Origin of the sequence: Streptomyces sp. NPDC006602 (assembly GCF_042870385.1) — a bacterium.
GTDB lineage: Bacteria > Actinomycetota > Actinomycetes > Streptomycetales > Streptomycetaceae > Streptomyces.
Map to the genome: position 1 here is coordinate 314,495 of NZ_JBIAHG010000003.1, position 13,302 is coordinate 327,796.

At 71.1% G+C, this 13,302-nt stretch carries 14 protein-coding genes; 4 read left to right on the plus strand and 10 right to left on the minus strand.

Annotated features, from left to right (window positions below; translation table 11 throughout):
• Positions 1–34 precede the first annotated feature (34 nt).
• Positions 35–1,168 (plus strand): Mrp/NBP35 family ATP-binding protein, encoded by a 1,134-nt coding sequence (locus tag ACFYO2_RS10200; RefSeq protein WP_388346808.1) that lies wholly within the window; start codon positions 35–37, stop codon positions 1,166–1,168.
• A 71-nt stretch (positions 1,169–1,239) separates the two neighbouring features.
• On the opposite strand, the gene ACFYO2_RS10205 is transcribed toward ACFYO2_RS10200, so the two are convergent.
• The 5 genes from ACFYO2_RS10205 to sigE form a co-directional block, all read right to left on the minus strand.
• Positions 1,240–1,896 (minus strand): hypothetical protein, encoded by a 657-nt coding sequence (locus ACFYO2_RS10205; RefSeq protein ID WP_388346811.1) that lies wholly within the window; start codon positions 1,894–1,896, stop codon positions 1,240–1,242.
• A gap of 244 nt (positions 1,897–2,140) precedes the next feature.
• Complete coding sequence (locus tag ACFYO2_RS10210; protein ID WP_388346814.1) at positions 2,141–2,572, minus strand: sec-independent translocase; 432 nt, start codon at positions 2,570–2,572, stop codon at positions 2,141–2,143.
• 215 nt (positions 2,573–2,787) lie between these two features.
• Positions 2,788–4,839, minus strand: coding sequence for a trypsin-like peptidase domain-containing protein (locus ACFYO2_RS10215; protein WP_388346816.1), 2,052 nt, complete (start codon positions 4,837–4,839; stop codon positions 2,788–2,790).
• A 152-nt stretch (positions 4,840–4,991) separates the two neighbouring features.
• Complete coding sequence (locus tag ACFYO2_RS10220; protein ID WP_388346819.1) at positions 4,992–5,963, minus strand: anti-sigma factor family protein; 972 nt, start codon at positions 5,961–5,963, stop codon at positions 4,992–4,994.
• A complete protein-coding gene (sigE, locus tag ACFYO2_RS10225) occupies positions 5,960–6,661 on the minus strand; it encodes an RNA polymerase sigma factor SigE (RefSeq protein ID WP_388347558.1) in 702 nt (233 codons plus the stop codon). The genes ACFYO2_RS10220 and sigE overlap by 4 nt, the downstream gene beginning before the upstream one ends.
• Before the next feature lie 235 nt (positions 6,662–6,896).
• On the opposite strand from sigE, the gene ACFYO2_RS10230 reads away from it, so the two are divergent.
• Positions 6,897–7,595, plus strand: a complete 699-nt coding sequence (locus tag ACFYO2_RS10230) for an O-methyltransferase (RefSeq protein ID WP_388347560.1) — start codon at positions 6,897–6,899, stop codon at positions 7,593–7,595.
• Between the two features lie 167 nt (positions 7,596–7,762).
• On the opposite strand, the gene ACFYO2_RS10235 is transcribed toward ACFYO2_RS10230, so the two are convergent.
• Positions 7,763–7,930, minus strand: coding sequence for a DUF3117 domain-containing protein (locus tag ACFYO2_RS10235; RefSeq protein ID WP_003966491.1), 168 nt, complete (start codon positions 7,928–7,930; stop codon positions 7,763–7,765).
• 377 nt (positions 7,931–8,307) lie between these two features.
• On the opposite strand from ACFYO2_RS10235, the gene ACFYO2_RS10240 reads away from it, so the two are divergent.
• A complete protein-coding gene (locus ACFYO2_RS10240) occupies positions 8,308–9,111 on the plus strand; it encodes an enoyl-CoA hydratase/isomerase family protein (RefSeq protein WP_388346822.1) in 804 nt (267 codons plus the stop codon).
• 84 nt (positions 9,112–9,195) lie between these two features.
• On the opposite strand, the gene ACFYO2_RS10245 is transcribed toward ACFYO2_RS10240, so the two are convergent.
• Together ACFYO2_RS10245 and ACFYO2_RS10250 are read right to left on the minus strand one after the other, a co-directional pair.
• Positions 9,196–9,780 (minus strand): DNA-3-methyladenine glycosylase I, encoded by a 585-nt coding sequence (locus ACFYO2_RS10245; protein ID WP_388346825.1) that lies wholly within the window; start codon positions 9,778–9,780, stop codon positions 9,196–9,198.
• A complete protein-coding gene (locus tag ACFYO2_RS10250) occupies positions 9,777–10,127 on the minus strand; it encodes a DivIVA domain-containing protein (protein ID WP_388347562.1) in 351 nt (116 codons plus the stop codon). The genes ACFYO2_RS10245 and ACFYO2_RS10250 overlap by 4 nt, the downstream gene beginning before the upstream one ends.
• A 153-nt stretch (positions 10,128–10,280) precedes the next feature.
• Here ACFYO2_RS10250 and folP point away from each other — a divergent pair, with 153 nt between their 5' ends.
• Positions 10,281–11,141: a dihydropteroate synthase gene (gene folP / locus ACFYO2_RS10255; RefSeq protein ID WP_388346827.1), complete on the plus strand. Its 861-nt coding sequence runs from the start codon at positions 10,281–10,283 to the stop codon at positions 11,139–11,141.
• A 119-nt stretch (positions 11,142–11,260) separates the two neighbouring features.
• On the opposite strand, the gene ACFYO2_RS10260 is transcribed toward folP, so the two are convergent.
• Together ACFYO2_RS10260 and dapE are read right to left on the minus strand one after the other, a co-directional pair.
• A complete protein-coding gene (locus ACFYO2_RS10260) occupies positions 11,261–12,019 on the minus strand; it encodes a TIGR00730 family Rossman fold protein (RefSeq protein WP_388346830.1) in 759 nt (252 codons plus the stop codon).
• 121 nt (positions 12,020–12,140) lie between these two features.
• Positions 12,141–13,220 (minus strand): succinyl-diaminopimelate desuccinylase, encoded by a 1,080-nt coding sequence (gene dapE / locus ACFYO2_RS10265; protein WP_388346833.1) that lies wholly within the window; start codon positions 13,218–13,220, stop codon positions 12,141–12,143.
• Positions 13,221–13,302 lie beyond the last annotated feature (82 nt).

Consider the following 13,302-nt stretch of genomic DNA (forward strand, 5'->3'; position numbering starts at 1 on the left):
CCAGGCCCCAGCGCGGCGCCGTACCATCGTCCTTATGGCTACGGAAGACGCGGTGCGTGAAGCACTGGCGACGGTGAACGACCCCGAGATCAACCGACCCATCACCGAACTGGGGATGGTCAAGTCCGTGGAGATCGGCGCGGACGGAGCGGTCGCGGTCGCGGTGTACCTGACGGTCTCCGGCTGCCCCATGCGCGAAACGATCACGCAGCGCGTGACGGACGCGGTCTCGGCGGTCGAGGGCGTCACCCGCGTCGACGTCGAACTCGACGTCATGAGCGACGAGCAGCGCAAGGAACTGGCGACCGCGCTGCGCGGTGGCCAGACCGAGCGCGAGGTCCCCTTCGCCAAGCCGGGCTCGCTGACCCGCGTGTACGCGGTGGCCTCCGGCAAGGGCGGCGTCGGCAAGTCCTCGGTGACCGTCAACCTGGCGGCGGCGATGGCCGCGGACGGGCTGAAGGTCGGTGTCGTGGACGCCGACATCTACGGCCACAGCGTGCCGCGCATGCTGGGCGCCGACGGCCGCCCGACCCAGGTCGAGAACATGATCATGCCGCCGTCCGCGCACGGCGTGAAGGTCATCTCCATCGGCATGTTCACCCCGGGCAACGCCCCGGTGGTGTGGCGCGGCCCGATGCTCCACCGGGCGCTCCAGCAGTTCCTGGCGGACGTGTACTGGGGCGACCTGGACGTCCTGCTGCTCGACCTCCCGCCGGGCACGGGCGACATCGCCATCTCCGTGGCCCAGCTGGTCCCGAACGCCGAGATCCTGGTTGTGACGACGCCTCAGCAGGCGGCGGCCGAGGTGGCCGAGCGGGCGGGCTCCATCGCCGTCCAGACCCACCAGAAGATCGTCGGCGTGGTGGAGAACATGTCCGGCCTGCCGTGCCCGCACTGCGGCGAGATGGTCGACGTCTTCGGCACCGGCGGCGGCCAGTCGGTCGCCGACGGCCTGACCCGCACGACGGGCACTTCGGTACCGGTCCTCGGCAGCATCCCCATCGACGTCCGCCTCCGCGAGGGCGGCGACGAGGGCAAGCCGGTAGTCCTGACCGACCCGGACTCCCCGGCGGGCGCGGCCCTGCGGGCGATCGCGGGGAAGCTGGGCGGGCGGCAGCGGGGCCTTTCGGGGCTGTCGCTGGGGATCACCCCGCGCAACAAGTTCTAGCTCCGCAGACGGTCTGGTACGTCGATGGGGGCGCCGTCCGTGAGACGGCGCCCCCATCGACGTACCACCGGCTATGCGTAGGCGGTGATGTCCTTGATCATGGCGAAGCCGAGCCCGTACGCGCTCATGCCTCTGCCGTACGCGCCCACGTGCACCCCTTCCTGGGTCGACCCGGCGAGCACCCAGCCGAACTCGGACTCGCGGTAGTGGAAGGACGTCGGAACACCGTCCACAGGAAGGGACAGCGTCGACCAGTCGTCGCCGTCCAGGTCGTCCGCGAGGGCCCAGGCCGTCTCGGTCTGCTGGTCCAGCCAGTCGTCACGCAGGCTGTGGTCCATCTGGCCGGGCCAGGTGAAGGACAGCAGCCCCACACCCGCCAGCCAGGCAGCGGAGGACACCGACGTGGCCTCCAGGAGGCCCGTGCCGTCCGCGCTGCGCCGCACCGGGTTGGCCGCCACGGTGACCACCACCGCGAACTTCTCCTTGTCCTCCGTGCCTTCGTTCCGTACGGAGGGCTCGTCACCGTGCCCGATCGAACCGTGTTCCACGGCCCCGTCGGCCGCCGCACCGACCTGCATCAGCCAGCGCGGTCCCGTGAACGCCTCGTCGAGGCCGTACCACGGGAAGGACGCCAGCAGGTAGCCGTCGACCGTGCGGCGGACGGAGGGGGCCTGTTGTCCGCCCTCCGCGGCCGGCGTCTGCGCGACTGCCCGACTCGTCGTCTCCATGTGCCCGGACGCCTCCTCGCTCTCGTCGGATCGAACGGCCCGCCCCCCTTCGGGCGTACTCGTCCGCTCCGCACAACAACTCGGCAGCATAGCCACCCCGCTGCGAGCAGCCGGGAAAGCGCCCGGCGCGTGGGTCGTTCAGGGGGTCGGTTCAGGCCGTGCGGGGCCCGTCCGGCGTATGAAACGCGTCACGTACGGCGGGGCGTGCGCCCACGGCGCACGGCTCAGGGCCCGGGCGTACGACTCAGGTGGCGTCCGCGTCGTACGGCGGGCGCTCGTCCGGCGTTTCGGGCTTCTTCGTCATGTCGACGGTGGCTCCGGCGGCACCGGACGAGGAAGACGACGAGTCACTGTCGCGGCCGTGGACCGCGTCCGTGACCTCGGCCATCTCCTTCTTCAGGTCGAAGCCGTTGCGGATCTCCTTGAGCCCCAGTTCGTCGTTGTCCAGCTGCTTGCGGATGAACGTCTTGGGGTTGAGGTCCTCGAACTCGAAGTCCTTGAACTCCGGGCCGAGTTCCTGCCGGATGTCCTGCTTGGCACTCTCCGAGAACTCACGGATCTTGCGGATGGTCCGCGTGACGTCCTGGATGACCTTCGGGAGCTTGTCCGGACCGAAGACGAGCACGGCGAGGACAACGAGCGTGATCAGCTCGAGCGGTCCTATGTCATTGAACACCTGAAGCTCCTTGCGTGTCCTCGGTCCTCGGCCCTCGGTGGTCAGTGCGGTCTTCCGTGGTCCGGGCCGGGACCACGGTACCCGGCGATCCCGTCAGACCGGTACTGTCCCGAGCCCTCCGAGTGCCGGTGCGTGGGGGTTTTCCGGGTTGTTTGCCTTGTGGGGCCATTGATGGGGCTGTTTCCGGATCCTCCTGTGTGATGTTTCTGTGAGTCTCAGTCGCCGTCGGAGGATCCGAGGACCAGCGAGATGGTCCTCTCCTTGCCGTCGCGTTCGACGGTGAGTTCGAGGCGGTCGCCGGGGCGGTGGGCGCGGGTCTTGATGATGAGCTCCTCGCCCGACTGGATACGCCGGCCATCGACCTCGGTGATCACGTCGCCCGCCTTGACGCCGGCCCGGTCGGCGGCTCCGCCGGCGGTGACCGCGGGGCCGCCGTCGCTGCCCTTCGTCCCCACGCGGGCGCCGTCGCCGGCGTAGTCCATGTCGAGAGTGACGCCGATCACCGGGTGGGTCGCCCTGCCGGTGTTGATCAGCTCTTCGGCGACGCGCTTGCCCTGGTTGATCGGTATGGCGAAACCGAGCCCTATCGAACCGGCCTGGGCCCCGTCCGAACCGGAGCCGCTGTCGGCGGACCGGATCGCGGAGTTGATGCCGATGACACGGGCACGGGAGTCGAGGAGCGGTCCGCCGGAGTTGCCGGGATTTATGGGCGCGTCGGTCTGCAGCGCGTCGACGTACGACACGTCACTTCCGTCCCCGCTCTCGCCGCCGGCCGTGATGGGCCGCTCCTTGGCGCTGATGATGCCGGAGGTGACGGTGCCCTCCAGGTCGAAGGGGGCACCGATGGCCACGACCGGGTCGCCGACCTGGACGTTGTCGGAGTTGCCGAGGGGCAGGGGCTCGAGGCCGCCCACTCCGCTGACCTTGACGACGGCGAGGTCGTAGCCGCTGTCCCGGCCGACGACCGTGGCCTTGGCGGTGTCACCGCTGTGGAAGGTCACGGTTATCTCGCCCGGCTCGCCGTCGGAGGCGGCCGGTTCGACGACATGGTTGTTGGTGAGGATGTGGCCGCGGTCGTCGAGCACGAATCCGGTTCCGGTACCGGATTCCTCCGCCCCGCTCACATGCAGTGTCACGACGCTGGGCAGCGCCCGCGCGGCGATCCCGGCCACGCTGTCCGGAGCCCGCCCACCCGACTCCGCCCCGGCCTGCGGCAGCTCCACACCCCCGACCCCACCATCGCGCTCCAGATACGCCCCTACGACGCCCCCGACGCCCCCGGACACGAGAGCGAGCAGCGCCGCCCCACCGACGAGCGCCTTCTTCACCCGCCTGCGCCGCTGGTCCTGGGTGAGGACGGCGGCCCCGTTCTGCTGGAGGGGGGCGGCGGGGAGCGGGGCCCAGGGATCGTAGTTCTGCCAGGGGGTGGAGGGGCGTGGGGCGTCGGCGTGGGAGGCGGGGGGTGCTGCCCCCTGGGTGTGGCCCTGCGGGGCGCCTGGAGGGGCGGCAAGGGGCGGCGCGGGGGCTACGGCCGTGCCGGGCGGGAGATCAGACGCAGGAGCGACGGGCAGGCTCTGGGCCACGCGGGGCGGAGCGGAGCCGACGGAGGCCGCTGAAGCGACTCTGGGGGCCGGGGGCGGGGCGGGTGTGCCGGCGGCCCGGTCAGGGCTCGGCGCGCCGGAGGTCGAAGCCTGGACGTGCGTGCGGGCAGCCTGGGCCGGCTCCGGCGCGCCGGAAGCCGTGGGCGGCGCCGGTGTCGGCGTGCCGTGCGTGGGCGTGGTCGCCGGGTGTTGGACGGGCGGGGCCGGCGCCCAGGGGCCCGGCTCGCCGTAGGGCGGGGTGCTGTGGGCGTCGGGGTCGTGCAGGGGCCGGGGGCGCCCGGCGACGGGCCCAGCGGGCCGCTCAGCGGCCGGTTGAGTGGGCCGGGCCAGTTCGAAGTCGCCCTCCGTGACGAACGCCCCCTCCGGAGCCGCCAGTTCGAAGTCGCCCTCCGTGACGAACGCCCCCTCCGGAGCCGCCAGTTCGAAGTCGCCCTCCGTGACGGACACCCCCTCCGGAGCCGCCAGTTCGAAGTCGCCCCTTGTGTCGGGCACGTCCTCCGGGGCCCTGAGTTCGAAGTCGCCGCCGGAGGTGTCACGGCGGGCCGAGGGGTCCGCGTCATCCGGCACCGTGTCCGCGACCGAACCGGGCGCCGCCGCCGAGGCCGGAAGGCCCTGCGGTCGAGGACGGCTCCACCACTTGGCCTTCGTGGGCTTCCCCTCGTTCATGCTCTCCCCACAGCTTGGGCGCTCCGCCTTGCGGGCCCACGCGCCGGACGTACCCCGCTCATCTGCACCTGTCAGGCACAGGCAGTGCGTCGGCACCCCTAACCGACTCCCCCGGATTCAACCAGGTTCGCCAGCCGCCACGCAGAGAACGGTCAGCGGGGAGCGGAAGAGGAAGACCCCGAGGGCGCCGAGGGCGAGTCGGGGACGGGCGCGGCGAGGAGGTCCGGGATCGTGGGCCACCTGGTGAGGGAGAGCGGCGGGGTCGCGCTGAGCGGACGTATCAGAGGGGACATGGCGGCCGCGCCGGCCATCACGGGCGCGGCCAGCGAGTGGACGCCTTCCTGTACCTGGCCCACCGCGGGCGTCGGTACCCCGGGCAGCAGCGGTGCCGAGACCGCGGTCGGAGCGGCAGGGGTGTCACCGAGCGAGCCCTGGCTCTGGCCCTGGGCGAGCAGCGGGCCGAGCCCCCGGCGCCGCTGGCTCTCGGGTGCCGTGGCGGCCCCCGAGCCCTGGGTGCGGGCCGGTGTCACATTGCTGCCGCCGGAACCACCACGCGCGTCCACGGCCATGTCGGTCGGCGTCACCGTGGTGACCCCGCCCAGCGCGATCGCGGCCAAGGACACCGCCCCGGCGGCGACGAACGCGAACCGCAGCCCGCGCGAGGACGACCGCTCGGCCTCGTGACGGCTGACGTCGTGGATGCGGAAGCCGCGGTTCGCCGAGGAGGGCGGAAGCATCGAGGCGTGCGAACGGGCCGGCAGGTAGTTGAACTCGAAGCGCTCGCCGCGCTTCGGACCGAAGACCCCCGCGGCGCCGGGTCGGCCGCCGAGTCCGCCGGCGAACGCCGATCCGCCGAACGGCGGGCCGTCGCCGTCGTCCGGGTCGTCTCCGGCGGGAAGTCCTTGGAGGCGGGCCAGGAAGCTCTCCGAGGGCGGCGGCGGGGCCGCCTCCGCGAAGACGTTCTTCAGTCTGCGCTGTGCGTCGGCCTCTGCCTTGCACTTGGCGCAGGTGGCCAGGTGCGCGAGGACGCGGTCGCGCGACTCATGACCGAGCTCTCCGTCCACAAGGGCGGCGAGTCGGTCTCCCAGGTGCTGTTCGGACGGGGTAGGCCGTGATCCACTCACGCGGTCGCGCCCCCTCCCCCCAGCGCGGGAACACGGGCCATGAAGGAGCGGCGCTGGGCCCGGGCCTCCGGCGAGCGGTGGGCGAGGGCCTTGCGCAGCTGGGAGCGGCCGCGGTGGATCCGGGACCGGACGGTGCCGAGCTTGACGCCCAGGGTCGCGGCGATCTCCTCGTACGACAGCCCTTCGATGTCGCACAGGACGACCGCGGCGCGGAATTCGGGGGCGAGGGTGTCGAGGGCCTGCTGGACGTCGGCGTCGAAGTGCGCGTCGTTGAAGACCTGCTGGGGTGACGGCTCGCGGCTGGGCAGTCGCTCCGCCGCGTCCTCGCCGAGGGCGTCGAAGCGGATGCGCTGCTTGCGGCGGACCATGTCCAGGAAGAGGTTGGTAGTGATGCGGTGCAGCCAGCCCTCGAAGGTGCCCGGCGTGTAGGTCGACAGCGAGCGGAAGACGCGGACGAAGACCTCCTGGGTGAGGTCCTCGGCGTCGTGTTGGTTACCCGTCAGACGGTAGGCGAGCCGGTAGACCCGGCCGCTGTGAGTGCTGACGATCTCCTCCCAGGTGGGCGGAGTCCACGCCTGCCCGTCCGCGTCGGTGGAGAAGGTCGCGGTCTGGGCGTATTCAGCGGCGTGGCTGTGGTCAGCAACGGTGTCGTTCACGGATTTCGGCCTGCCCGCCGATCCGAGAAAGCGCCGCAGCACTCCTCCCCGATCCACAGGTGCAGCCGCACCTCCCCTGTCAGCTCTGGTGGTGTCCAGTGGAGCCCCTACCATAGCCACCTCGCCCGTTAGCTCCGGATAAGCGGTTTTACGAGAAATTGATCTGTGCTGGTACGGCTCGTGCGGCTGCGTCAGCAGTTGCTCGAGCGCCTGCTCGTCGTCGTGATCCAACTGTGTCCCCCCGCTCTGTCTCCCACCCCTCTAAACGCCCGGTCCCATCTGCGGGTTCCCGGCGCCAACGGATACAGTCACGCCCAGGCAACCACGGGGACAGGAGAGGGTCATTACCGGCAACCGGCAGACGAGCTGGGCGTTCGCCGACGCCTATGTCGCCGAGGACGAAGCCCTGCGCTGGGCCCGTGACCGGGCCCGCGAGGCGGGGCTGCGCTCGGTGTCGCCCGGCACGGGCGCGGCGCTCGGGTTGCTCGCCGCCACCGTGGAGGCCAAGGCCATCGCGGAGATCGGCACCGGGACGGGCGTGTCGGGGATCCATCTGCTGCACGGCATGCGCCCGGACGGCGTGCTGACCACGGTCGACCCCGAGCCGGAACACCAGCAGTTCGCCCGCCAGGCCTTCCGTGCCTCCGGCTTCGCCAGCAACCGGGCCCGCTTCATCCCGGGCCGCGCCCTGGACGTCCTGCCCCGGCTCGCGGACGCCGGCTACGACCTCGTCTTCTGCGACGGCGACCGGCAGGAGGTCATGGACTACCTCGCTGAATCGTTGCGCCTGCTGCGCCCCGGTGGCCTGGTCGTCTTCGAGGGCGTCTTCGCCAACGGCCGGACGGTCGACTCCGGCCCGCAGCCCACGGAGGTCCTGCGGTTGCGTGAGCTGCTGCGCGCGGTGCGCGAGAGCCAAGAACTCGTGCCGTCACTGCTCCCAGTGGGTGACGGGCTGCTCTGCGCGGTCAAACGCTGACCGTTCGAAACGGGCAACGGGCAACGGGCAACGGGCAAGAGCATCGCGCATCGGGCAGGCGCCGGACATGACCGCGCAGACAGCGAACAGGGCACAAGTGCGGCAGACAGCGACCCCGGCACCGTATCCGGTGCCGGGGTCGCTGTAAGGGTATGGTCGCGTCCGCGTCAGCCGACGACCTTCTTGAGGGCGTCACCGAGCGCGTCGGCCTCATCGGGGGTCAGCTCGACGACGAGCCGCCCGCCGCCTTCGAGCGGAACTCGCATGACAATGCCCCGCCCCTCCTTGGTCACCTCGAGCGGGCCATCGCCCGTCCGCGGCTTCATGGCCGCCATGCTCGTTCCCCTTCCTGAAACCAGCTCATCGTCAAAGCCGACGGCCCTGGAGGGCACGCCCGTCCCGGGGTGGGACGCACGACACCGGCATCGAACACATTGCTTCCAGGCCATTATCCCGCATCTCAGCACCCGATGACCAACATCAGTCGGCATCGCTTGGGCAACGCGCGCGAGCAAAACCACTCAATTCGGCGCTGTGACTGCGATACTGCGCCGCCCCAGGGACCTCCGCCGAGCGAATGCGGTGCCGAATTCTTTGACGCAGGTCACACGTCCGGTCCGGTCTCCGGCCGATGATCTCCGCCATGCTGTCTTCGGACACAGGGGACGTACCGACGAGTACGTCCGAGCCGCGAACCCGGAGGGGACACGACATGGCCGACACCGTGCTGTACGAGGTGAGCGACGGACTCGCGACGATCGTGCTCAACCGCCCGGAGGCGATGAACGCGCTGAACGTCGCCACCAAGGTCGCCCTCCGGGACGCGGTGCAGGCCGCGTCGGGCGACGACGCCGTACGGGCGGTGTTGCTGACCGCCGCCGGAGACCGGGCGTTCTGCGTGGGGCAGGACCTCAAGGAGCACATCGGGCTGCTGGCCGCCGACCGGGAGGCGGGGACCGGGCAGACCATGAGCACGGTGCGGGAGCACTACAACCCCATCGCACGGGCGCTCACGGAGATGCGCAAGCCCGTGGTGGCCGGGGTGAACGGCGTCGCGGCCGGGGCCGGGTTCGGTTTCGCGCTGGCCACGGACTACCGGGTCGTGGCGGACACGGCCGCCTTCAACACGTCGTTCGCGGGCGTGGCGCTGACCGCCGACTCGGGCATCTCCTGGACGCTGCCCCGGGTCATCGGACCGGGCCGGGCGGCCGACCTGCTGCTCTTCCCGCGCAGCATCACGGCGCAGGAGGCGTACGAGCTCGGGATCGCCAACCGGGTCGTGCCGTCGGTGGACCTGCGCAGCGAGGCGGAGAAGGTGGCGCGGGCGCTGGCCGAGGGACCGACGGTGGCATACGGGGCGATCAAGGAGGCGATGGCCTACGGGCTGTCGCACTCCCTGGCCGAGACCCTGGAGAAGGAGGACGAGCTGCAGACGCGGGCGGGTCGGTCCGAGGACCACGCGATCGCGGTGCAAGCCTTCGTGAACAAGGAGAAGCCGAAGTACTTGGGCCGGTGAGCCGGGAGGTCCCGGGCCGGTGAGCCGGGAGGTCCCGGGCCGGTGAGCCGGGAGGTCCCGGGCCGGTGAGCCGGGAGGCGGGGCTCAGCCCCGCCTCGCCACACAGGCCTCCAGGTGGTCGTCCACCAGCCCGCACGCCTGCATCAGGGCGTACGCCGTCGTCGGCCCGACGAAACGCAGGCCCCGTTTCTTCAGGGCCTTGGACAGAGCCGTCGACTCCGGGGTGACCGCCGGCACGTCCCCCAGCGTCTTGGGTGCCGGGCGGGTCGCCGGGTCCGGGGTGTGGGACCAGATCAGGTCGTCCAGCTCGCCCGGGGCCCAGTCGGCCAGCACGCGCGCGTTGGCGAGGGTCGCGTCGACCTTGGCGCGGTTGCGGATGATGCCCGCGTCGGCGAGGAGGCGCTCGCGGTCGTCGTCGGTGAAGGCGGCGACCTTCGCGATCTCGAAGCCGGCGAAGGCGGCGCGGAAGGTGGGACGGCGGCGCAGGATCGTGATCCAGGACAGGCCGGACTGGAAGGCCTCCAGGCTGAGCCGTTCGAAGAGCGCGTCGTCGCCGTGGACCGGGCTGCCCCACTCCTCGTCGTGGTACGTCACGTACTCCTCGGTCGACAGCGCCCACGGGCAGCGCAGCGCGCCGTCCGGACCGGCGAGGGCGGCACCGTCGCTCATGGCCGGTCCTCCTGTGCGGGCTTCTCCATGGAGACGTGCATCGCGGCGGCCTGCGCGCCGGCCAGCGCGGACTCCAGGTCGGCGATCCGGGCGTCCCGCTCGGCGAGCTCCGCGCCGAGGCGGCCGAGCGCGTCGTCGACGTCGGACATGCGATAGCCGCGGGCGGCCAGCGGGAAGCGCAGGGTCTCGATGTCCGCACGGTTCAGCGGGCGGTCCAGCGGCAGCGGGTCATGCAGGCGCTCGGGCGCGGCCTCCGGCAGCGGGCCGTCGCTCTCTCCGCCGCCCACAACGGCGAGCGTCACCGCGGCGACCACCACGGCCAGCGCGATGACCAGGAACAAGAACATAACCATCGCTGTGGTCCCCATGGTCGGTGCCGGTCTGCTGGGCGCCGGCGTCGAATGTGTCAGGGTCCGATCGTGCCATGCGAGTCTGACAGTTAGGGTCACAGGCGGCCACAGACGCCGAAGACCACGAGGTACGAGGAGAGGTCACAGGGGATGCTCAGGCTGGGCAGGCGTGAATTCGACGCGCACGAGCCGGTGATCATGGCGATCGTGAACCGGACCCCGGACTCCTTCTACGACCAGGGGGCCACCTTCCGCGACGAGCCGGCGCTCGCGCGCGTGGAGCACGCGGTGGCGGAGGGCGCGGCCATCGTCGACATCGGCGGGGTCAAGGCCGGGCCGGGCGAAGAGGTGACGGCTCAGGAAGAGGCACGGCGGACGGTCGGCTTCGTCGCGGAGGTCCGGCGGCGCTTTCCCGATGTCGTCATCAGCGTGGACACCTGGCGGGCCGAGGTCGGCGAGGCCGTGTGCGAGGCGGGCGCGGACCTGCTGAACGACGTGTGGGGCGGGGTGGATCCGGGGCTCGCGGAGGTCGCCGCCCGGTACCGGGTGGGGCTGGTGTGTACGCATGCGGGGGGTTCCGAGCCTCGTACGCGGCCGCATCGGGTGACGTACGACGACGTCATGGCCGACATCCTGCGGGTGACCGTCGGGTTGGCCGAGCGGGCGGTGTCGCTCGGGGTGCCGCGGGAGTCCGTGCTGATCGATCCCGGGCACGACTTCGGGAAGAACACGCGGCACAGTCTGGAGGCGACGCGGCGGCTGGGTGAGATGGTGGCCACCGGGTGGCCTGTGCTGGTGTCGCTGTCCAACAAGGACTTTGTGGGCGAGACCTTGGACAAGCCGGTGAAGGAGCGGGTGGTGGGGACGTTGGCCACGACAGCCGTGTCGGCGTGGCTCGGGGCGCAGGTGTACCGGGTGCACGAGGTCGCCGAGACCCGACAGGTGCTGGACATGGTGGCGTCGATCGCGGGGCACCGGGCGCCGGCGGTGGCGCGGAGGGGGCTGGCGTAGGGATTTCGTCGCCCCCGCCGCCCCTTCCCGTCCGATCCCTGGGGGCTGCGCCCCCAGACCCCCTTCGGCCCTGAACGGGCCTCGTCCTCAAACGCCGGACGGGCTGCCATGGCGCCCAGCTAGCGCCCCGCCTCCTTCGACACCAGTGCCACCGCCTCGTCCACGTCGTCCGTGAGGTGGAACAGGAGCAGGTCCTTCTCCGAGGCCTTGCCCTGGGCGATCAGGGTGTTCTTGAGCCAGTCCACCAGCCCGCCCCAGTACTCCGTGCCGAAGAGGACGATCGGGAAGCGGGTGACCTTCTGGGTCTGGACGAGGGTGAGCGCCTCGAACAGCTCGTCCAGCGTGCCGAGACCGCCCGGCAGGACCACGAAGCCTTGTGCGTACTTGACAAACATCATTTTTCGCACAAAAAAGTACCGGAAGTTCAGACCGATATCGACGTAGGGGTTGAGGCCCTGCTCGAAGGGGAGCTCGATGCCGAGGCCGACGGAGATGCCCTTCGCCTCGCAGGCGCCCTTGTTCGCGGCTTCCATCGCGCCGGGGCCGCCGCCCGTGATCACCGCGAAGCCCGCTTCCACCAGGCCGCGGCCCAGCCGCACCCCCGCGTCGTACTCCGGCGAGTCCACGGGCGTTCGCGCGGAGCCGAACACGCTGATCGCGGGCGGGAGTTCGGCGAGCGTGCCGAAGCCCTCGATGAACTCCGACTGGATACGCAGGACGCGCCACGGGTCGGTGTGCACCCAGTCCGAGGGGCCTCCCGCGTCCAGCAGACGCTGGTCGGTCGTGCTGGCCTGGACCTGACTCCGCCTCCGGAGGACGGGTCCCAGGCGCTGCTCCTCCGGTGGCCGCTTCTTGCCCTCGGGGTTGCCAGTAGCCATGTGCGCTCCCTCCGCTTGCCGTCTTTCCACCTCAGCGTAGATCTACGCGGGTTACGGACGGGGGACGTGAGCATGTCCGCCATGAAGCGCCGTCAAGCACCTCACGGCCTCCCACGCCCCCTCATGCCGTCAGCCACGACCTCAGCCGCTTCTCCGCCTCCGGGATGAGAGACGCCTTCACCCGCTCGTCCACCTTGTGGGCGAGCAGCGGCTCGCCGGGGCTGTAGTTCACCGCGGGTACCCCGAGAGCGCTGAAACGGGCCACGTCCGTCCAGCCGAACTTGGGGCGGGCCTCGCCGCCGACGGCCGCCATGAAGGCCTGCGCGGCGGGGTGGGTGAGGCCGGGGCGGGCGCCGCCGGTGTGGTCGTCGACGACGAACTCGTCGACCCCGCAGTCCGCGAAGTACTCGCGCACGAACGCCTCCGCCTCCTCCTCGCTGCGGTCGGGCGCGTAGCGGAAGTTGACGACGACGGTGCAGGCGTCGGGGATGACGTTGGTGGCGACACCGCCCTCGATGCGTACGGCGTTGAGGCCCTCGTGGAACCGGAGGCCGTCCACGACCGGCTTGCGCGGCTCGTACGCGGCGAGCTTGGCCAGCGCCGGGGCGGCCGCGTGGATCGCGTTGGAGCCCATCCACGCGCGCGCGGAGTGCGCCCGCTGGCCCGTGAACTTCAGGAACACCCGCAGCGTGCCCTGGCAGCCGCCCTCGACCTGGTTGTCCGTCGGCTCCAGCAGGATCGCGAAGTCGCCCTCCAGCCACTCGGGATGGGCCGCGGCCACATGCTTCAGGCCGTTGAGGTGTGCGGCGACCTCTTCGTTGTCGTAGAAGACGAAGGTGAGGTCCCGGTTCGGGGCGGGGACGGTCGCCGCGATGCGCAGCTGCACCGCCACCCCGGACTTCATGTCACAGGTGCCGCAGCCCCACAGGTAGCCCTCGTCGTCGAGCCGGGAGGGGACGTTGTCCGCGATCGGGACGGTGTCGATGTGGCCGGCGAGAATGACACGTTCCGAGCGGCCCAGGTTCGTCCGGGCGACGACGTTGTTGCCGTACCGGTCGACCGTCAGGTGGGGCAGCGCCCGCAGCGCGATCTCGATCGCATCCGCGAGGGGCTTCTCGTTGCCGCTCTCTGAGGGGAAGTCGACGAGCTGCGCGGTGAGCTTCGCTGCGTCCAGCGTCAGGTCAATGGGGGTGTCAGCCATGCTGTCGACCCTAACGCGGCGGGTCGAACCCGACTTTCCCCACCTGGCACAGCGCGCGCAGTACTCTCCAGTATCTTGTGGC